We start from the raw sequence: 21,743 nt of genomic DNA, 5'->3' as shown, positions 1-21,743 counted from the left end.
CTAACACCTAAACTGTAGGATCACTGTTGTAATAAGTTATAAGTAAGTTACCGTTCCTCAGCCCTTTACAATTATATACCTTATACACATAAAAACAAAGTTTTCCGATCAAACTGCTTTTAACATCAATTTGATACAATTATATTTATCGAAACCATAAAAAAATCTACTACCTCTTATCATTACCCAGAGATAGTAGATTGACTAGCATATAATTTAACTTTTTAACACATAATTCATACGAGTAATAAAACGACGGAACGCTTTGCGTCCTTCATCATTGCGTTTGTATACACCTGCATGCTCTAAAATCTCAGCAAACTTCGTACCGACTTCATCTTGAATCGTTAATGTTGCTTGATCGTGATCCAGCTCTGTACCGTATGCTTCTACCAGATGTTCAATCCATAACAAGTGTATGGCTAATGGATGGTCAGGTTGTTGTCTGATCATTTCCAATAGGGCGATATCTCCTGTCAAAATAGAAGCAATCTGATCCAATTCTTCTTTCAATCGACCTGGTAAAATCGCTAAACCCATCACTTCAATCAATCCGATATTTTCCCGTTTCAAATGGTGCATCTCAGGATGAGGATGGAAAATACCATCTGGATATTGTTCATTGGTGCGGTTATTACGCAGTACAAGATCAATCTCATATTGTCCATCACGACGACGAACAATCGGAGTGACTGTATTGTGACGAACCGGTTCCCCATTTTGGATCGTTGATGCCAGAATATCCACTTCAGCGTCACTGTATTGTTTCCACGCTTCATAGATATCATTAGCTGAATTCAACAATAAAGAAGAATTGTTCGCACGTAGACGCACTACAGACATCGGCCAGTTGACCAATTCTAAAGTAATATCATCATGAACAGTATGACCATACACTTCTTCTACTGTTGCTTGTTCGATCGGGAATGTATGTCGTCCACCCTGAAAATGATCATGTGTTAGAATCGAACCGCCTACGATCGGCAAATCTGCATTAGAGCCGAGGAAATAATGCGGGAATTCATCGACAAAATCGAGCAAACGACGGAATGTATCTTTTGTTAATTTCATCGGTACATGATCATGATGCAGTACGATACAATGTTCGTTGTAATATACATAAGGTGAATACTGGAACAACCATGATTCTCCATTCAATTGTAGCGGAATCACGCGTAAATTTTGTCTGGCTGGATGATTGATACGTCCAGCATAACCTACATTTTCGCGACACAACTGACATTTTGGATACGATGGTGGAGGCATTAATTTCGCCAAAGCAATTTCGGCTGACGTTTTCTCAGGCTTAGATAGATTGATCGTCATTTCCATTTCACCATAGGAAGTTGGTTGTTTCCAATATACATTTTTAGAGACACGATCCATCCGAATATAATTAGAATTGATCGATAATTGATAAAATTCACTTGTTGCGGATTCAATGCCTTCACGATCTAATGTATCGAAAAAATCACCTGTTACTTCAGATGGACGTGCCATCAATAGTCCCATAATTTCTGCGTCCATCAGATCACGGTACGTATCTGTATTTTCAGCTAGTAACCCGATACTATACGCATAATCGATCAACGTATCTAACATAACTTGAGGTTCTGCTGCTGCTTGTCCTTGAGCTACCATATGAATAGCAGGTACATCCGGATTATAAGGCTCATCGAAATGGAATTGTTTTAACAATAGATTCCGTCCGTAATCGATATCTGCACCTTTAATCAATCCTTTATCAAATGCGAACTTAATCAGTTCATCTATCGCAAGTAATGCACTGTTTTGTTCTGTTGTACGTTCTACTGGATTACTCATGATCACCATATCCTTGTGGATGAGATTCGTGCCATTGCCATGCACCACTGATAATATCTTCTAATTGATGATAAGAAGGCTTCCAACCTAGTACAGAGCGTGCTTTTTCTGAAGAAGCTACTAATACTGCTGGATCACCACTACGACGTGCTTCAAATTTCACAGGAATATCGCGTCCAGTCACTTTGACTGCTGTCTCAATCACTTGTTTAACAGAGAATCCCTGACCATTACCTAGATTGAATACATTGCTTGCACCATCATTGTTCAAATACTCTACCGATTTGATATGAGCATCTGCTAGATCACTTACATGGATATAATCACGTACACATGTGCCATCTTCTGTTGGATAATCTTCACCGAATACCGAGATAAATTCACGTTGACCTAGCGCTGTCTGTAGTACCAAAGGAACCAAATGAGATTCTGGACGATGATCTTCTCCAATTTTGCCACTGATATGTGCACCTGCGGCATTGAAGTAACGCAATGCTACATAACGAATACCATGTACTTTATCGAACCAATTCATCATGCGTTCCATCATTAACTTGGTTTCGCCGTACACGTTAGCCGGTTCTGTACGATCGCTTTCTTCAATAGGTACTTTTTCCGGTTCACCATACGTTGCTGCTGTTGAAGAAAATACGATTTTTTTCACACCTGCTTGTTGCATAGCATCCAGTAGACACATGGCTCCGTAGACATTGTTATCATAATATTTGAAAGGATTCTGCATACTTTCGCCTACCAATGAGCTGGCTGCAAAGTGAATGACTGCTGTAATTTCATTTTCCGCAAAAATACGTGCTAGCAATTCTTTATCACGTAGATCACCTTCATACAATGTACCACCTAACAGTGCTTCACGGTGCCCTGTTAATAAATTATCAATTACCACTACTTCTTCTCCACGCTCTAATAAATCTGCTACCGTATGCGATCCGATATAACCTGCTCCACCTGTTACTAATATTGCCATTTCATTCGCCTCCTAATAGTAGTATATCCGCTGATGTCTAGTGTAACGCTCTTTTGTGAAGAGCATATAAACAACAGATTTGCACAATACATTGATTTGAGAAAAGCTGATACTGATCTATATGTAGATCATAATGAGCAGTATCGATGTGACCTTATGTCTTTAATGACTAATTATGATTATACTGAATAAATATACATTTTGTGCAGTGATATCAAATAAAAGATACTCTTTTCGCCTTTATTTGCTTTAAATAATATGTTTTTGAATCTTTGGCTTGAACTAAGTATACTATATGAATATCATAAGATGTAATGAATAGATGTGTGATCTATATGGACAAATGTGACTTCAGCTGTAGAATAGTCAAAAGGAGTGCTTTGTAATGGCAACTGCCAAAACGTATCAAGTTTCACCTAATCCTATTTTTCATGATCAAGGAGCTTTGTATGTATTGTTTGCTGGCGAAAGTCAGACTGCTCCTGATCATCGACTGGGTCCCAAAATATATGATTATTATTTGCTTCACTATATCGAAAGCGGTCATGGACAATTTATTACTGAAGAACGCACGTATCATCTTTCTAAAGGCGATCTATTTTTGATTCATCCCGGTCAACTGGTTAGTTATATTTCAGATCAAGAGCAACCGTGGCATTATCGCTGGCTTGCTTTTGCCGGACAACATGCGACTCCTTTAGTAGAACAGGTAGGATTCACTTTACATGCTCCGATTGCTCGTTCTGGTGATCAAGAACGAATCGGTGCTTATTTGGAACAATTGCTTGTATCATTCGCCAGTCAAAAAGAAAGCTCTGATCTGGCTGCACTGGGATATCTTCATCTTATTTTAGCAGAGGTCAGTGACTTGATGATGCAACAGTCTGTACTTCCTGGCACGCAATCGATGACCCGTCGTATCGTTAAGCAAATGATTCATTATATGTCCAGTCAATATGCTCATCCTGTATCGATTGAAGATATGTGCAATAGTCTCGGTTATAATCGGGCGTATATGTCTCGCATTTTCAAAAAAGAAACAGGCATGACACCTGTAACCTATCTGCTCAAATTACGAATCGATAAAGCTCGCCAATTATTGCGAGAACGTCCAGAGTTATCTACCCAACAGATTGCGGCATCGGTAGGTTTGACAGATGCTCTTTATTTTTCCAAACAGTTCAAACGATTTTACCAAGTTTCGCCTACTGGATATCGAGCTTCTGTTCATCAATACAAACATCAATAACGTAGATAGACGTAGATAGGCTCGTGATAGTGATCATAGGTATACAGAGACTATCATAACCGGGAGGAGACCATGAGATATGAATAAAAAAGAACAAGTACTGACTGATTTTCGAGACTTATTTAGTAAACTGGTCTGGCTAAATAAGCTTAAAATGGAAAGTACTCTTCATGATTATAAGCCTTCTGAAGTACACTGTATCGAATATATTGGTAACCATGCCGATGCAAATGTCACTAAGATGGCAGAGTCTATATATATGACCAGAGGAGCCATCAGTAAAATCACTAAAAAGCTGATCGACAAACAACTGATCGAAAGCTATCAGAAACCAGATAATAAAAAAGAAATTTATTTCAAACTTACAGCGCAAGGAAGTCAAATCAAACAAGCCCATGATCAATTACATCAAGAATTTGAAGAACGAGATCAAGTCGTATTTGAACAAGTCACCGATGAACAATTTGATCATATGCTTCAATTTATACAACGATACAGTGACCATTTAGATGATGAAATTAAAAAGCTAGATCATAGTCCAAAGTCTGAATAAACAGATACAGTATCAAAATATAGGATCTATCCGAGACAACGACTCTTTTATAAAGAGCAAGTTGTCTTTTTTCTATTTTTATTTTTGTTGACAAGGAAACAAAATAATAATATTATAAATTTGTTTCCTAGGAATCAATATGAAATCATAAGGAGAGATGACTATTGGCTACATCTCATCATGCACAACCTATCGAACCATCTGTAAATAAACATGCTTTACGCTTTGGACTGATTTCTGTATTTCTGTGCGGACTTGGATTCAGTATTATAACGCCTGTCGTGCCTTTTTTAGTTCAACCGTATGTCCATTCTTCAGCAGAACAAGCGATTATGGTGACACTATTGATGTCTGTATATGCTCTTTGTGTGTTTCTAGCTGCACCTGTACTTGGAGCGTTAAGTGATAAATACGGTCGTCGTCCTATTCTGTTATTATGTCTTTTCGGTTCAGCTATCGGATATTTGATTTTTGGTATTGGTGGTGCGTTATGGGTACTGTTTGTAGGGCGTATAATTGAAGGAATCACAGGGGGAAGTATCAGTACGATCTTTGCTTACTTTGCAGACATTATACCTTCACAACAACGAACCAAATATTTTGGATGGTTAGGTGCGATTGTAGGTGTAGCGACTATTATTGGCCCTACATTAGGCGGATTACTCGCTAAATTTGATTATGCATTCCCTTTATACTTTGGAGCTATTATCACGTTGTTAAATATGTTGTATGGATTCTTTTTTATGCCAGAAAGTCTTGCACAGCAACATCGACAACCAGAGATCACGCTACAAAAGTTAAATCCTTTTTCTCAACTTGCTAGTCTGCTTTCGACGAAATACTTGAGTCGATTATTGATATCTGCTTTTTTACTCTGGATTCCAAATGGATCTTTGCAAGCGATCTTCTCTCAATTGACGATAGATACATTTCAATGGAAACCGGTATTGATCGGACTGATGTTTTCCATACTTGGTATTCAAGATATTATTTCTCAAGGTCTGATTATGCCCCAACTGTTGAAAAAATACACTGATCAACAAATCGTTACATTTGGTATGATCGCCGAAATTATTGGTTATGGACTGATTGCATTATCAATTGGATTCACGTATTATCCTCTTTTTATCGCAGGGCTGTTTGTATTTGGCTGTGGTGATTCTATCTTCGGACCTGCATTTAACGGAATGCTTTCCAAATCTGTCGATGCAAGTGAACAAGGGAGAATTCAAGGAGGAAGTCAATCGATCCAAGCTTTGGCTAGAATGATCGGTCCACTTATTGGAGGTCAATTGTATATTTTACTCGGTCATGCTGCTCCTGCTTGGTTGGGAATTATACTGATTGTATTAGCTATCATGGTTCTACACAAAGGGGTAAAGACTGTACAGCAAAAAGGCTTTGGAACGTAACCACGTTCTAAAGCCTTTTTAACTTAAAAATGAAAAATAATTATATTATTCAAATTCCTACTATACATTACTTATTTTCGTCTGCTTGCAAAATCGAATCAATACGATCCAATTCAGCTTGAGTAAAATCAAGATTGTTTAGTGCAGCTACATTTTCTTCAATCTGAGAAACACGACTTGCACCGATAAGAGCAGAAGTTAATTTGCCTCCACGTAATGCCCATGCTAATGCTAATTGAGCTAGACTTTGTCCACGCTCTGAAGCTACTTCGTTAAGAGCTTGTGCTTTGCGAATACTTTCCGGTGTAATCGAATCTTCACTTAAAAAGACAGACGAACCGGCTGCTCGTGAATCTTCAGGTACACCGTTCAGATATTTGCTCGTTAACAAGCCTTGTGCTAGCGGACAGAACGCAATACTTCCTGTACCTGTTTCTTCCAGCACATCTTGCAAACCATCTTCGATCCAACGATTAACCATAGAATAATTAGGCTGATGAATAGTCAATGGTGTACCTAATTGTTTTAAAATAGAAGCCGCTTCTCGTGTCTGTTCTGCGGAATAACTAGAGATTCCTGCATACAAAGCTTTACCCGAACGTACAGCATAATCTAATGCCATCATCGTTTCTTCTAAAGGAGTCTCTGGATCAAAACGATGAGAGTAGAAAATATCAACGTAATCTAGTTTCATCCGTTTAAGACTTTGATCTAGACTGGATAATAAGTTTTTGCGAGAACCCCATTCTCCATAAGGGCCTGGCCACATATAATAACCGGCTTTGGTCGAAATAATCATCTCATCTCGATAAGCCGCAAGGTCTTGCTTCAATACTTGTCCAAATGTTTCTTCTGCCGAACCAGCAGGAGGGCCGTAGTTATTCGCTAGATCAAAATGCGTAATTCCTATATCAAAAGAACGTGTGATCATTTCACGACTGTTCTCATAGACGTTAATTCCGCCAAAATTATGCCACAATCCTAACGAAATCGCTGGTAATTTTAATCCCGAACGACCGCTACGATTGTATTTCATCTCTTCATAACGCTTTTCTGAAGCTATATAGACCACAATAACCCCTACCCTTCTTCAAGCAAAAATAGATATATTCACATCTTCCAAATCATAGCGTAAGCGTTACCATTATGCAAATAAATTCATTTCGCTAAACTTATATTAGAGGCGCTGTTGTACTTGCTCCATCACACTGCCCATTGGATCGGTAATCAACAAATCAGCATGACGATCATGACCTGTCGGTGAAGCATTCAGTAATACTGTATGTTGACCGCGGAAATAAGAAACCAATCCTGCTGCTGGATACACAGTTAGCGAAGTTCCCCCAATCAACAATAAATCCGCTTGAGATAATACCGCCACTGTCTGCTCTAATACAGCTTGATCCAATGATTCTCCGTATAATACAACATCCGGTCTGATCACACCTTGATCAATAGGACAACGTGGCACTCCTGATTGAGCCAAAACGTCTTCTAATGTATATTGTCGCTTACACGTTGTGCAGTAATTACGATGAATAGAACCATGCAATTCCAACACTTTTTGATTACCTGCCATCTGGTGCAGACCGTCTATATTTTGCGTAATAATAGATAATAATTTGCCTTGCTTTTCTAACAAAGCTAATACATGATGTACCGGATTAGGCTTAGCTTGTGGATGGATTAATTTACTGCGATAAAATTCAAAAAATAACTCTGTTTCTTTTTCGAAAAAAGAACGGCTTAACATTTCTTCAGGCGAATATCCTCTTTTGCCATTTTCACTATATAATCCTTGTGCCGAGCGAAAATCAGGGATACCACTTTCTGTCGATGTACCTGCTCCACCGAAAAAGACAATCTTTTTGGATTGCTGTATCCATTCTGTTAATTGTTCTATGTTATCCATTATTGTATGCTCCTCTCTATTTCCTTTTATCTATTTGTTGTCATGATTTATTACTTGATTATACTAAGCTGATCATAATGCGTAATAATGGTATGAGCATCTGGCAGTTCTGTATACGCTGATTGTTCAGAGGAACTGATACCAATACAACAAGGCACACCCGCATTCTGCCCCATCTGCATATCTGCATTACTATCGCCGATCATTACTGTCTGAGTCGGTGAAATACCCAAACGTTCACATGCTGTATAGACCAGATCAGGTGCTGGTTTGCTTTGTTGTACTTGATCACTGCCGATAATATGTTCAAAATAACTTTCCAACCCACTCCAACGAAGATGCTTTACCGCTTCAGAAGTCCAATCTGCGGTAATCACTGCAAGTGGAAGCTGTACTGCGCGACATTGTTCTAGAAATGGAAGCAGTCCGGGCAATGGTTGCACCGGACGTTCCTTTTCAATATGTTCTATAGCGATATCACTGAATCGACGAATCTGAGCTATCGCTTGATCCCATGGTGTACCTGTAGCATATAACTGCCATGCTAGTATCGCTGTAGATTCTTCGACAGAAGCCATCGCGAGCGGGCCACAACGGTCATAATCGATCAGATGACCTTCCTGATTATAGCGAGTACCAAATACATGCTCTCGATCTCCTGTAAAAGTATGACCACTTGCTTGCAAATGATTCTCGATCTGGGTCAACACACGTTCAGCCCATGATCCCCATAACTGCATAAAATCAAGCAATGTGCCATCTTTATCAAATAAAAGAGCATCGCAATCCACTTGTTGTGTTCCAATTTGCAAACGTACCATTGGCATTTACCCCTTTAGCTACAGGCATCTAGAACGTTTTATCGAAATCCTTACTTTTTGGTAGCAGATTTTGAAATGGTCGGAATTTCTTTCATCCAGCCAAGAATAGTGTTTACCGTCTGCTTACGTTGCTCGTCTGCATCAATTTGAGCAGGAAGATCATCTTTTTGCTCTCCATAGCTACCAAATTGAGCATGATTACCACCTTCAATACTATAATAAACCGTTTGTTGCGGTAAAAAAGCACGTGCCGCTTCATACGTATCTTTTTTGAGTAATCCATCGTTAGAAGCAGTAATTGATAGTACAGGAATATCTGTTTTTTGCAGATTTCCTTTTTGCTCTGGATAAGAAGCTAGGAAAAATACACCGGCTATATGATCCAGATGCGCTGCTGCATAACGAGCTGCAAAAACGCCACCCAATGAATGACCACCAATAACAAATTTCTCATCAGGATGGCGATCAATCACAGCTTGCGCTGCATCGGTTTTGAAAAAAGCAAAATTAAACGGCAATTTCATAATGTATACCGTATGCCCACTTTTAGCTAGATCATGAGCGAACACGCTATACGCTTCTGGCTTGACTCTTGCACCCGGATAAAAAATAATGCTATTTCCTTTAGGTTTGGCATTGCTAAATGATATCCATTCTTCTGTATCTTGCACTGCAATCTTGTCAGTTCCAGAGACTAAAGCTTGCTCAGCCTGACTTGTTGGCGTATACGGGGTAAATACATACCATGCCGCCGCTCCTGCTGCAAGAATAAGCACAATAAGAATAACGAGTAGAATTTTACCGATCTTTCCAGCTCGACTGCGCTTACGTGTACTACCATAACTTCCAAATTGATTACGATTCTTTCTAAACATAAATCTGTGAGTCCCCTTCCACATTCATCCTAGCGCTATATAAAGCAACAGCCCGTTTCCTTCGCAGGACAACAGGCTGCTTCTTATGTGATTATATCATGTTAGGGAATCATTGTTTATTTTTAAATAGTCTATCATTTATGCACACGTCTGCATTTTTTATGAAGACTAAACCTTTATTGCTGCTTAGCCTGATAGAAAGCTTCCATATATTGTTCTGCTTTTTGGCGTACCAGACTGTAATCCCCTGTTTTGAGTGCTTCGGTCGTTAGATCTGAACCGATCCCTACAGCCACAGCTCCTGCTTTGACCCATTCTCCTAGATTAGCTAAGGATACACCACCGGTAGGCATAATATTCGCTTGAGGCATCGGTCCTTTTAACGTTTGGATAATAGATGGATCATACAGATTGCCCGGGAATAATTTTACGATATCAACACCAAGTTCAAGCGCATGTTGGATGCCTTCAAGGGTAGTTACCCCTGGTAATACAGGTACACGATATAAGTTGCAAATTTTGACCGTTTCAGGATTCAATGAAGGCCCAACAACAAATTCTGCTCCTGCCATAATTGCAGCGCGTGCTGTCTGTGGTTCCAGTACTGTTCCTGCTCCGATAATCGCAAAGTTTTCTGACGCATCTGCTTTCCAGCTATACATGCGACTTAATTTTTCGATGGCTTTTAATGCACCAGGCACTGTCATTGTAATCTCAATAATTTTGATTCCACCAGCAATCGCTTGTTCTGCCATGGTAAACACTTGATCTGCTGAATCTCCGCGTAGCACAGCTACAACGCCGTTATCGACTATTTTTTGAATTAGTTGTAATTTTTTCATCGGTATATGCTCCTTTAGTTTGTAAGTTTAGCGTTCGATATGAACTTTATTGTTCAGCTTCGCTTCTACCTGCTCATGAGTCGGTAATGCTTCCCAATCGCCTACAGCTTGAATCACCATAGACCCATTTAGATTACCCAGACGTACAGCTTCAGTCACTTCATACCCGCGTAACAATCCAACGATAAATCCAGCGCAGAATCCATCTCCTGCTCCTACAGTATCTAATACACGTTCTGCTTTGAAATACGGCACTTCTAACTTCTGCCCTTGATCCAACACATAGGTCAAATTAGGTCCGCCTTTGACAATACAGACTGCTGATAATGCATTCAGACGTTCAAAAATCTGTGCCTCATCTTCAGTTTCATACAATAAACTCAGTTCATCCAAACCTGGTAAAAAATAATCACATTGTTCGGCTAAACGCAATAATACAGGACGCGCTTGTTCAATACTCCATAATTTGAGACGCAAATTGGGATCAAAACAGACTTTGACACCTGCATGTCTAGCAATCTCTATCGCTTTCTCTACAGTTGCCAGACCGGATTCACTAATAGCTGCTGTGATTCCTGTAACATGTAATATTTTAGCTTGACTGATATACTCTGCGTCCAGATCATCTGGAGTCATCCGACTTGCTGCTGAATGTTTGCGATAATAATGAACCGAAGCATGACCGGATACATTTTCTCGTAACATCAACCCTGTCTGTTCTCCTTCTGCTAGCATTGAGCGAGACACATCTACGCCTTCACCACGAATTGCTTTTTGGATCATACGCCCTAACGGATCAGCGCCAAGACGACCGAACCAACCGACTGTATGCCCTAAGCGAGCAATACCAATCGCTAGATTACTTTCAGCACCGCCAAATGATTTGTGTAGATTGGCAGCGTACTCCAGACCACGAGAGTCATCCGCAGTCATCAACCCCATAGACTCACCGAAAGTGACCACTTCCGGGTAAGTATGCTGATTGTTCATTGTTAAGCCTCCTGAGTGCATCAAATATCATGCGTAATATGTAGCTGGTCATATTTACCATTGTCGCAACCGCTTTCTTTGTTGTCAATGACATAGCTTCATCATATATACACAATTTTAACGATAGATACCGTTTTCAATTGTGAATTAAATCACAATATTAAAAAGTTTTTTGTTTTATTTTTAAAGTAACTTATAAATACCACTGAAAACACTCTATGTAAGATCACTATGGCGACTGGATAGATCATATATATTTAGGAGGAATAACAGATGAATTCGTCAATAAGAAACCATACCTCTACATTGAGTACTATAGGAGAAACGTATTTTTTAAATATACGATTTTTGTTAATTGTATGTGTAGTGGCAGGCAATTTATTAGAGCCACTTATTCAGCAGTCTGTCTGGGCACATACTATCTTTTTATGGATTTTCTCATTTCATATGCCTTTGTTTGTATTGGTAACCGGTTATTTTGCTCGCTTCAATCTACAGGGACCCGCAGGTAGCAAAGTATTACGTCATATTGCTCTTCAATATGTATTATTTCAAAGTATCTATTCTCTACTCGATTATACTATTTTTCGTGTTCCGCATATTACTCATTCTTTTTTTGCTCCTTATTTGTTGCTATGGTTTTTGGCAGGTCATATCGTATGGCGTTTGTTGCTCATTTCGCTACGTACTTTTACATTCAAGCAACAACTTATCATCTCTCTAGCACTTGGATTAGGTGTAGGATTACTTCCTGTAGACGGTGTGTGGCTTGCTTTATCACGAACTTTGATTTATTTTCCTTTCTTTATTGTAGGCTATCATATGAATGTAGATAAAATGATGAGTTTCTTCTATAGTTACCGACACTGGATAGCCATTTTTTCTTTTGCTTTATTAAGTGTAGTGTTTTATATGAATCTTCCGCTTTCGATCGGATGGTTTTATGGAAATCAGACTTTTGTGCAATTAGGTGTAAATGCAGGTGATGGACTTTTCTATCGGATGTGTATGTACATTCTTCAATGTATCGCTTCGATTGGTTTTCTAGCTATTGTGCCTCTGTATGCTCATTATATAACTGAGTTAGGTAGACGAACATTATATGTGTTTTTGTTACATGGTCTTTTAGTCAGAGCTATCGAAACGACAGGAATCTTACATCATCTGAATACACCTGTAGAAATCATAATCCTTTTGATCTTTGCTGTACTGGTGGCTGTAGTATTAGCTCAACCGCAGGTCAAATACTGGACTTCACGATTGGTGGAACCTTCTATTCCTCAACCGTTCTACTCTATGATTCATTATGTTCAAAGACATACTTTATTTCAAAAATAATAACGGTCTATAACAGGGAAAATAAGGATGATTTTCTAGCTTAATCTTATATTTTTTTCCAACTCATTCCTAATTTTTCGTTTCACTATAAATGAGACGGGTAAGTAACGGATAAGTATACATGGCGTTCCATGCTTACACTTATATGAATAAGGAGTGATTTGGTGATGGCACAGAATAACAACAACGGCAAAATGAGCCGTGAAGAAGCAGGTCGTATGGGTGGCCAGGCAACCTCCAAAAAACATAACAAACAATTTTATCAACAGATCGGCAAAAAAGGCGGAGAAGCTACTTCTGAGTCTCATGACAAAGAATTTTATCAAGAAATTGGTAAAAAAGGTGGCGAAGCTACTTCCGAATCTCACGACAAAGACTTTTATAGAGAAATAGGTAAAAAAGGCGGCAGTCGTTAATACCATAAAAAGCAGACTTTTCCATTAATGGTGGAATGTCTGCTTTTTTTTCGCATTTCTTTTGCATTTTATTTTGTTTTACTACAGATTTAATATATATTCGCTAGAAAAAAGCTAACACATATGATAGACTCTATAGAAAACTTCCGCGTAATTCGTATCTGTATACTACATTATGCAAGACTTTTTTAGCTTTTACCTTTGGCGTTACAACGCGCTAAAGCTTAAAAGCTTACTATTATATATTTGGGGGGAAATCGACACCATGGTAGTCAACAAGGGCAAAAAAATGCGTTCCGATATGATCAAAAAAGGGTTCGATCGTGCACCACATCGTAGCTTACTTCGTGCCGCTGGCGTTAAAGAAGAAGATTTTGGTAAACCGTTTATCGCGGTATGTAACTCTTATATTGATATCGTACCCGGTCATGTACATTTGCAAGAGTTCGGTAAAATCGTTAAAGAAGCGATCCGTGAAGCAGGCGGCGTTCCGTTTGAATTTAACACCATCGGCGTAGATGATGGTATCGCAATGGGACACATTGGTATGCGTTATTCATTACCAAGTCGTGAAATTATTGCTGATTCACTTGAAACTGTTGTTGCAGCTCACTGGTTTGATGGCATGGTTTGTATTCCAAACTGTGACAAAATCACACCAGGTATGATGATGGGTGCTCTTCGCGTAAACATCCCTACGATGTTTGTTAGCGGTGGACCGATGAAAGCTGGTAAAGACAAAAATGGTCGCTCGATTTCCCTAACATCTGTATTTGAAGGTGTAGGTGCTTATCAAGCTGGTAAGATTGATGATGCAAGTCTACTTGAATTAGAACAATTTGGTTGTCCAACTTGTGGATCTTGTTCAGGAATGTTCACAGCGAACTCCATGAACTGTCTAGCAGAAGCAATGGGTATTGCTTTGCCAGGTAACGGAACTATCCTTGCAGTCTCTGAAGATCGTCGTGATTTTGTTCGTAAATCAGCTACACAATTAATGGAATTGATCAAATTAGACCTTAAACCTCGTGATATCGTAACAAAAGAAGCTTTGGATAATGCTTTTGCTTTGGATATGGCGATGGGTGGTTCTACAAATACAGTTCTTCATACATTGGCACTTGCTCAAGAAGCAGGTATCGATTATCCGATCGAACGTATCAATGAAGTCGCTAACCGCGTACCTCACTTAGCAAAATTAGCTCCAGCTTCTGACTGGCATATCGAAGATGTGCATTTGGCAGGTGGCGTAAGTGCTGTATTGAATGAATTGCTTAAAAAACCAGGCGCTCTACATCCAGATTGTATTACAGTTACAGGTAAAACAATTCGTGAAAATGTAGAAGGTCAAGAGATTCAAAATACAGAAGTTATCCACAAAATTGATAATCCTCACTCTGAGCGTGGCGGTCTAGCTGTATTGTTCGGTAATCTGGCTCCTCAAGGTGCAATTATCAAAGTTGGAGCAGTTGATCCTTCTGTTGGCGGATACCATAAAGGCCCTGCTATCTGCTTCGATTCACAAGATGATGCTCTATACGGTATTGCTAACGGTCATGTTAAAGAAGGTCATGTCGTTGTTATCCGTTATGAAGGACCTAAAGGTGGCCCTGGTATGCCGGAGATGCTTGCTCCTACTTCCCAAATCGTAGGTATGGGTCTTGGTGCCAAAGTCGGTCTAATCACCGATGGACGCTTCTCAGGAGCTTCTCGTGGTATCAGTATCGGTCATATTTCTCCAGAAGCAGCTGAAGGCGGCCCTATCGCTTTCGTTAATGACGGAGATATTATTGAACTGGATCTGAACGAACGCAAAATCGAACTTCATATCAGTGAAGAAGAATTTGCTGAACGTCGTAAAGGTTGGGTTGAATTTGAACCTAAAGTAAAAACAGGATATCTAGCTCGTTATTCCAAACTTGTAACGAATGCAAGTATGGGCGGAGTTATGAAAATATAGTCTTCTCTCCTTTCTATTATTCGATAGAAAATGATGCACCACTCAAAAGGAACTGTCCTCAGGGGCAGTTCCTTTTTCTGTTGACGTAAATGAAGTCCACTTATAAAATGCTTGTATACTCTGTTAGAAAAGGAGATTTAGTCTGCTTATGCTTCCTTTATACAAAAAATATTGGCGTACTGCTTTTGATATCGGGATTGTCATTTTGACGGTATATCTAGTGTTATTGCTTGCTAGCAAGCTTTATCATATTGCAGCGCCTATCTTTTTATCTTTTATTATTTTTGCTTTAATCGAACCTTTTGCTATGTTTTTAAATCGTCGTGGATTGCCCAAAATGGTCTGTTCAGCAATAGCAGTTCTCACCTTTGTATTATTTCTACTCGGCGCTTTATTTGGAGCAGGATTAATCTTTATTTCTCAATCTGCTCAGATTGCTGATAACTTACCTGAATACGCTAGAATTGTGCAAGGTCATTTTACAAGACTGACTACACTAATGCATCAAGAGTTAAATACATTACCAGATAATGTTACACAGCGAATCAATGAATATTTTGCTATCTTTACAGGGAATTTAGCGATCTGGGGCAAAGCAGCTTTTAATTATGTATTGGGCTGGCTCAGTTCATTTTCTACCTTTATTGCTAACTTTGCTGTAGGTATTATTTTAGCTTTCTTTTTGAGTGCTGAAATTAATCTTTGGCGACGTGTCGCTACCGAACGCACACCGAATACGCTGAAAAAAGCTTATTTCTTTTTGAAAGAACATGTTTTCTATGCGATTGGAGCTTATCTGAAAGCACAATTGATAATGGTGATGATCACTTTTGTATTGGTGTACATAGGATTGCTGATTTTAGGAGTGAATAATGCTTTCTCAATCTCGTTACTCAGTGCAGCATTTGATATTTTGCCATTACTCGGTATTCCAGTCATTTTTATTCCATGGATTGTGTATCTTTTTGTAGTTGGTGAGACAGGGCTTGCTATCGGATTGATCGTTTTACTGGTCGTGGTGATGTTAACCCGTCAATTGCTTGAACCCAAAATCACAGGTAATTCGATTGGCATTTCCTCTGCTTACTTGATGTTGTCTGCAATGATTATTTCATTATCAATTTTTGGTGTGGTTGGATTGGTATTATCACCTATTTTAATTATTTTGTTAAAAGAATTGTGGTTACAAGGATATCTACAACGCTGGATTCGACTTCCAAAAGAAGAATTTGAACCGATTACCGAAGATGTTCCTCCTCCGCCTGTACAATAGCTATTCATTCAGCAGACTTGGTAAGTGTAAATGGTGATAATGATATGGTATAGATAGCAAAAAGCCGAAAAACCTTTATAAACAAAGGTCTTTCGGCTTTTCTTATACATAGCTGTAGCTAAAATAATGACGTGATAGATACAATCTGTACTCATATAAGCGAGTGTATCTATATTACGTTCTTTTGTCTGACTCGTTATCTAATAGTGTATCATTTTCCGCTGTTTGTGATTGGTCGATATCAACAGGTGTAGACGAATCAGATTCTTCGGCTTGTGCAGTCTGTTCTTCAACAACATCGTCTGGAGAATCTGAAGATACCTCAGAAGAATGAGTCTCTTCTTCATCTACTGTAAAGCGAGAAATAGTTTCTTTCAGATCAAGCGATACATTTTCCAATTGACCGGATAGTTGAACAAGCTGACCACTAACATTGTGTTGTTCATTGCTCAGTGAAGCTACTTCTTGTGAAGTGGCAGAAGACTGTTCTGCTACTGCACTCACATTACTCATCGCTTCAGACATCGTATTCTGTACTTGACTCAGATCATTAATCGAAGCTGTTACAGAGTTTAACTTCGTTACAAAAGCAGACATCTGACCTTGTACTGATTCGAAAATAGTTGTTGTATCTTTAACTGCTTCAGTTTGTTGCTTGAATAACGGATACGCGTTATTCAGAACTTTAATCGTTTCTTCCATTTCTTGCTGAATATTAGTTGTGATTTTACCAACCATAAGAATAGATTCGCGCGATTGTTCTGCTAGTTTGCGTACTTCATCAGCAACCACCATAAATCCTTTACCAGCGGCTCCAGCACGAGCGGCTTCAATCGTTGCATTGAGTGATAAAATATTGGTTTGTTTCGTAATATTCTGCATGACATCAAGCACTTGTTGTACAGATGAAGTACTTTGTTGCAATGAGTCAATACGAGCACCTAACGAACGAATCATATCTTCTGTCGTTTGTGTACGGGTTAGCAATTTCTCCATATGCTGTACACCTGTCTCACTTGCTTGTTCTACATCATGCGCAGAAGCACCCATTTCATTGTTAGCACTGATCACTTTATTCATTTGACCCATAATGCCATCAGCAAGTTCTGTACCCCGTTCTGCTTCTAAGGCAAGGCTACCTGCACCATTTGCAATTTCTTCTGTCGCTACTGCTATTTCTTTCGCTGATGTAGCGGTCTGCTTAGACGCATTACTCAATATTGTTGCAGTACCCAGTACTTCTTGAGCAGATTGATTGGTCTGTTTTACAAGGTTCGTAATATTTTCCATCATTTCATTAAAAGCGGCACCCAATTGTCCAATCTCATCTTCAGACTTATGAGTCGTACGCACATTCAATTTACCTTGTGCACCTTTGCGCATCAATTGTTGTAGATTTTGTAATGGCTTCGCAATAATACGAATAATAAAGATACCGATCAATACAGCGAATACAGCGTCAATGACTGCAAAAATTAATGTCATATTCAAAATAGGTTTGGCGCTAGATACCAGTTCATTAATCGGTACAGTTCCTACCAATTTCCAATCTGAATTTTGAAGTGTACTGTAAGCGATCAGAATAGGCGATTGACCATCACTATTTTCAACTCGACCGCTTTTCTCTGTCAATTGAGGTAAAAAGCTATAGTTGGATGGCTTGGAAATGTCTGCACTATTCGTCGATGCAATCACTGTATTCGTAGCACCGCCAATAAGATCAACACGACCACCTGTACCCATATTTACATTAGCAATCTGATCTTCAATCAACTTACTGTTAGCACTAATCACGAATACAAACGAATCGGAAGAATTAGTCGTACGTACAGCTCGTGCAAATAAAAAGTTTTTGACAGTGCCTTGCATCTCCATAGTAGGAACCCATTGCATTACACCATTGCCACTTTCTAATTCTTTGTACCATGCTGTATTACGCACATCCTCGGCTGCTGGAATTTGTACACCAGCTCCAACTACATTTACATTTTTGTTCATAGGTACGATATAGATCGAATCAATCGCATCTAATGAATTTAATTGATTTTGTAGATTACTTGTAATCGCATTAACAGCTTGGAATTTATCAAAATCATCTATACCGGGTTTGGATAAGTTGATTAACTCTTCTTGCATATTAGGATCAAAAAAGATTTGAGTCGATGAATTAACCAATTGTCCCAAAATGACATCTAATTTTTCACCTGTTTGAATAATCGTTTGTTCATTACCAACTGCTGCATTTTCTTTAATAATACTTTTGGCAGTTAAATACGAGAATGTGCCTAATGATACAACAAGCAACATAATGGCGATAAAAAAGATAAGGAATAATTTAATCCCTACCGATTTAGCTGGATGTAAGCCACGCCAGCGCTGAGCAGGTACAGATGGATCATTGGATGGATTGTCTTTGTTTGTAGAAAAGGTTAGTCTTTTGGGAATTTGCGCCCACTTCGGAAATGTACGCGCCGTTTTGACGGTAGGAGAGGGAAAAGAAGAATTAGTTGTATGCGTTTTCTTTTGTTGTGTAAACCATTTTTTCTGAGCTGTTTCTTTCGCCTTTTTCGATAAACCTGTACGTTCACGTTTGAGTTGCTTTTTTTGCTCTTTTTCAAGCTTCTTGGTGTCTGGAAGTGTTATTTTGCTTTTTGTTTTGCCTTTTTTCTGCAATAACCCCATAATCTTCACCGCCGTTTTAGATTTCGTGTGCATACAGGTTTTTTTATGTAATTCGACTGGTTTATCCCTGTTTCACCTTAATAAACGAAACAAAAAATAAGCATCGAAAATGCTCTTGATTCCATTATCGGTTATAAAACAGGAAATTTGAACCCCTTTTCGCAAAAAAATAAGGTCTATTATACTATGACGTATAATAGACCTTATTACATAATATAATTGTAAACTATCTAGCTTATGATACAGAATCATGAACTATGATTAGACGGTTACTGTTGCTTTTACAGCTTGTTTGGCTTGTTTAGTGTTATTTTTGCGCATCATATCAAAATAACGAACAGGATGATCTACTTTCATTTTCACTTTTTGTAAAGGGTGACGGGCAGCATCTAATTCATTGCCTGCTTCATCCCATAATTGACCGACTGTTTGTTTGAAGAACATTTGATTCGGTCCAAAAAATTCAATTTGCTGTCCTGGTTTGAAATGATTACGTTGTTGCACAGTAGCGATCCCTGTAGCTTCATCATAATCCAATACTAATCCTGCAAAATCATAAGGAACTGCTTTTTCTTCTGCTTCGTAAATATGATCTTCATGATCAGGTGTATCATAGAAAAATCCTGTATTTAGCGGACGGTTAGCTGCTTTGTTAATATCTTCAAGCCATTCTGGCTTTAATACATAGTTCTCGGGATCAGCCATATAAGAGTCGATCGCTTGACGATACGCATTAACCACAGTCGCTACATAGTGAATAGATTTCATACGACCTTCAATTTTGAAGCTATCTACGCCGACTTCAATCAGACTAGGAATATGTTCTAACATACACAAATCTTTAGAACCCATCGAGAACGCAGAATCTTGTTCTTCGTATAAAGGCTTTTGATTCACGCCCAGACTAAACTGTTGCAACATCTGTTGGTCTGCTGCATCTTCTTCGGATACCCATTCTTGTTCTGAACGAGCATCTTCAAAAAGATCATATTTCCAACGACAAGACTGACAGCATCCCCCGCGATTAGAATCACGATCTGTAAAATGGTTCGATAATACACAACGTCCAGAGAAAGAAGAACACATTGCTCCATGAATAAACGCTTCGATTTCAACATCAACATTTTTTTTGATCTCCGCGATCTCCGCAAAGCTTGTTTCCCGTCCTAATACCACTCGTGGCAATCCTTCTTCTTTCCAGAATTTCACCGCTTGCCAGTTCAATGTGGATTGCTGTGTACTCAAATGCACTTCCAGACCCGGTGCACAACGAAGAGCGGTCTCAATAATCGCAGGATCGGCTACAATCACCGCAGAGATACCGACTTCTTCTAATTTACATAAATATTCTTCCAGACCTGCTATATCTTCATCATGAGCATAGATATTGGTAGCTACAAATACTTTAGCACCATAGCGATTAGCAAATTCTACTCCTTCGCGCATTTCTTCAAAGCTGAAGTTATCTGCATTCGAACGAAGACCGTATTTTTGTCCACCAATATAGACTGCATCTGCCCCATAATGAATAGCAAATTTCAGTTTTTCCAAATTACCAGCCGGTGCTAGTAATTCAGGTTTGGCAAGACGATGACGTTTACCATAATACTTTGGTTTTTCCGTTGTTGACATGGAAAGCCCCCCTTTTTCAATCATTCCATTCTTACCTTTATCAAAATACTTGTTCTTTATAAAAGAATCCAAATGACAATTCACGTTCAGGATCTTGCATACGGCGAATCTCATCCATCCATGATTCATCAAATTCATACTGTTCTGGATCTTGAGCATACTGATCAATCGCTTGACGGAACATCCGGACCGCTGTTTCGTTATACGCGATAGATTTGAGAATACCTTCGATTTTAAAACTTTGAACGCCAGCTTCCATTAACAAATGCAAATCTTCCAGAATACAGACATCTTCTGAACTCATAATATGGGTTCCATTGTTATCTTCATAGATAGGAAATTTCTCATCACGACGCTCAGCTTCGATCAAAAACAGTCCACGTTGCAGACCCAAATCATCACCATCAACCGGTCGACCTTGATGTTGCATATAACTACCAACTAGACGTCTTTTGGAATGATAAATATTAGTCATCCCATGTACCTGTACTTGAGCTTCTACTTCTAATGTATCGATCATGCCTGTAATCTCATCCATATTGAGCTCACGTGCTAGCACAGCACGTGTAGCGCCTTTACGACCCCAGTAGTTCGCTGTAGTCGCATTGGTAGAAGTCATCTCTGCATTCCAGTGCAAAGCGATCTCAGGCGCATACTCACGAGCTAGACCTACTATCGCCGGATCACCAAATTCGATCCCGTCGACTTGTAACTTTGCCATCTGCTTCATATAATCCGGTAAACCTTCTAATAAGTCATTTGTCATTAAATTATTAACCGCTACATAAATACGCTTGCCATGTTCATGCGCATAATCTACTGCTTGTGCAATATCTTCTACTTTGAACTCCCCAGACAGCCGCATACCATAACGTTCTTCACCGATCAAAAAAGCATCGGCTCCCGCTTCTGCTAAACGATACAATTCTTCGAGTGAAGATGCTGTAACTAACAGTTCAGGTTTTTTATTCATCTTGAA

Annotated in this window: 17 protein-coding genes and 1 pseudogene; 7 read left to right on the top strand and 11 right to left on the bottom strand. The window is 39.0% G+C overall.

The window, feature by feature from the left end:
• Window positions 1–216: 216 nt before the first annotated feature.
• Complete coding sequence (locus PQ460_RS06265) at window positions 217–1,824, bottom strand: UDP-glucose--hexose-1-phosphate uridylyltransferase (RefSeq protein WP_274172078.1); 1,608 nt, start codon at window positions 1,822–1,824, stop codon at window positions 217–219.
• The gene (gene galE, locus PQ460_RS06260; protein WP_274172077.1) at window positions 1,817–2,809 is read right to left on the bottom strand and encodes a UDP-glucose 4-epimerase GalE; all 993 of its coding nucleotides are present in this window, start codon (window positions 2,807–2,809) and stop codon (window positions 1,817–1,819) included. The genes PQ460_RS06265 and galE overlap by 8 nt, the downstream gene beginning before the upstream one ends.
• 385 nt (window positions 2,810–3,194) lie before the next feature.
• On the opposite strand from galE, the gene PQ460_RS06255 reads away from it, so the two are divergent.
• From PQ460_RS06255 to PQ460_RS06245, 3 genes are all read left to right on the top strand, one after another.
• Window positions 3,195–4,058, top strand: coding sequence for an AraC family transcriptional regulator (locus PQ460_RS06255; protein WP_274172076.1), 864 nt, complete (start codon window positions 3,195–3,197; stop codon window positions 4,056–4,058).
• A 79-nt stretch (window positions 4,059–4,137) separates the two neighbouring features.
• The gene (locus PQ460_RS06250) at window positions 4,138–4,611 is read left to right on the top strand and encodes a MarR family transcriptional regulator (RefSeq protein ID WP_274172075.1); all 474 of its coding nucleotides are present in this window, start codon (window positions 4,138–4,140) and stop codon (window positions 4,609–4,611) included.
• Window positions 4,612–4,775: 164 nt separating this feature from the next.
• Window positions 4,776–6,023, top strand: a complete 1,248-nt coding sequence (locus tag PQ460_RS06245) for an MFS transporter (protein WP_274172074.1) — start codon at window positions 4,776–4,778, stop codon at window positions 6,021–6,023.
• Between the two features lie 67 nt (window positions 6,024–6,090).
• On the opposite strand, the gene mgrA is transcribed toward PQ460_RS06245, so the two are convergent.
• From mgrA to PQ460_RS06215, 6 genes are all read right to left on the bottom strand, one after another.
• Window positions 6,091–7,095, bottom strand: coding sequence for an L-glyceraldehyde 3-phosphate reductase (mgrA, locus tag PQ460_RS06240; RefSeq protein ID WP_274172073.1), 1,005 nt, complete (start codon window positions 7,093–7,095; stop codon window positions 6,091–6,093).
• 105 nt (window positions 7,096–7,200) lie between these two features.
• Window positions 7,201–7,935 (bottom strand): NAD-dependent protein deacylase, encoded by a 735-nt coding sequence (locus PQ460_RS06235; RefSeq protein WP_273613327.1) that lies wholly within the window; start codon window positions 7,933–7,935, stop codon window positions 7,201–7,203.
• A gap of 50 nt (window positions 7,936–7,985) precedes the next feature.
• Window positions 7,986–8,756 carry an HAD family hydrolase gene (locus tag PQ460_RS06230; protein WP_274172072.1) on the bottom strand — a complete coding sequence of 257 codons (771 nt, stop codon included), beginning with the start codon at window positions 8,754–8,756 and terminating at the stop codon, window positions 7,986–7,988.
• A gap of 50 nt (window positions 8,757–8,806) precedes the next feature.
• Window positions 8,807–9,631: an alpha/beta fold hydrolase gene (locus tag PQ460_RS06225; protein ID WP_274172071.1), complete on the bottom strand. Its 825-nt coding sequence runs from the start codon at window positions 9,629–9,631 to the stop codon at window positions 8,807–8,809.
• A 176-nt stretch (window positions 9,632–9,807) separates the two neighbouring features.
• A complete protein-coding gene (locus PQ460_RS06220) occupies window positions 9,808–10,473 on the bottom strand; it encodes a bifunctional 2-keto-4-hydroxyglutarate aldolase/2-keto-3-deoxy-6-phosphogluconate aldolase (protein ID WP_274172070.1) in 666 nt (221 codons plus the stop codon).
• A gap of 27 nt (window positions 10,474–10,500) precedes the next feature.
• Window positions 10,501–11,463, bottom strand: a complete 963-nt coding sequence (locus PQ460_RS06215; RefSeq protein ID WP_274172069.1) for a sugar kinase — start codon at window positions 11,461–11,463, stop codon at window positions 10,501–10,503.
• A gap of 273 nt (window positions 11,464–11,736) precedes the next feature.
• On the opposite strand from PQ460_RS06215, the gene PQ460_RS06210 reads away from it, so the two are divergent.
• The 4 genes and pseudogenes from PQ460_RS06210 to PQ460_RS06195 all read left to right on the top strand — a co-directional run bounded on the left by PQ460_RS06210 (window position 11,737) and on the right by PQ460_RS06195 (window position 16,450).
• Window positions 11,737–12,801: an acyltransferase family protein gene (locus PQ460_RS06210; RefSeq protein WP_274172068.1), complete on the top strand. Its 1,065-nt coding sequence runs from the start codon at window positions 11,737–11,739 to the stop codon at window positions 12,799–12,801.
• Window positions 12,802–12,968: 167 nt separating this feature from the next.
• Window positions 12,969–13,208, top strand: a pseudogene (locus tag PQ460_RS06205) (KGG domain-containing protein); the annotation flags it as partial.
• A 298-nt stretch (window positions 13,209–13,506) separates the two neighbouring features.
• Window positions 13,507–15,177 (top strand): dihydroxy-acid dehydratase, encoded by a 1,671-nt coding sequence (gene ilvD, locus PQ460_RS06200; protein WP_273616345.1) that lies wholly within the window; start codon window positions 13,507–13,509, stop codon window positions 15,175–15,177.
• A 148-nt stretch (window positions 15,178–15,325) separates the two neighbouring features.
• The gene (locus PQ460_RS06195) at window positions 15,326–16,450 is read left to right on the top strand and encodes an AI-2E family transporter (RefSeq protein WP_274172067.1); all 1,125 of its coding nucleotides are present in this window, start codon (window positions 15,326–15,328) and stop codon (window positions 16,448–16,450) included.
• A gap of 174 nt (window positions 16,451–16,624) precedes the next feature.
• On the opposite strand, the gene PQ460_RS06190 is transcribed toward PQ460_RS06195, so the two are convergent.
• The 3 genes from PQ460_RS06190 to PQ460_RS06180 all read right to left on the bottom strand — a co-directional run bounded on the left by PQ460_RS06190 (window position 16,625) and on the right by PQ460_RS06180 (window position 21,737).
• Entirely contained in the window at window positions 16,625–19,165 is a 2,541-nt protein-coding gene (locus PQ460_RS06190; RefSeq protein WP_274172066.1) for a methyl-accepting chemotaxis protein, read from the bottom strand.
• 228 nt (window positions 19,166–19,393) lie between these two features.
• A complete protein-coding gene (locus tag PQ460_RS06185) occupies window positions 19,394–20,764 on the bottom strand; it encodes a peptidase U32 family protein (RefSeq protein WP_274172065.1) in 1,371 nt (456 codons plus the stop codon).
• Between the two features lie 40 nt (window positions 20,765–20,804).
• Window positions 20,805–21,737 carry a peptidase U32 family protein gene (locus PQ460_RS06180; protein WP_274172064.1) on the bottom strand — a complete coding sequence of 311 codons (933 nt, stop codon included), beginning with the start codon at window positions 21,735–21,737 and terminating at the stop codon, window positions 20,805–20,807.
• Window positions 21,738–21,743: the final 6 nt, after the last annotated feature.

Source organism: Paenibacillus sp. KACC 21273 (assembly GCF_028736095.1).
GTDB classification, from domain to species: domain Bacteria; phylum Bacillota; class Bacilli; order Paenibacillales; family Paenibacillaceae; genus Saccharibacillus; species Saccharibacillus kyungheensis.
This window is presented reverse-complemented; position numbering and strand designations above follow the sequence as displayed.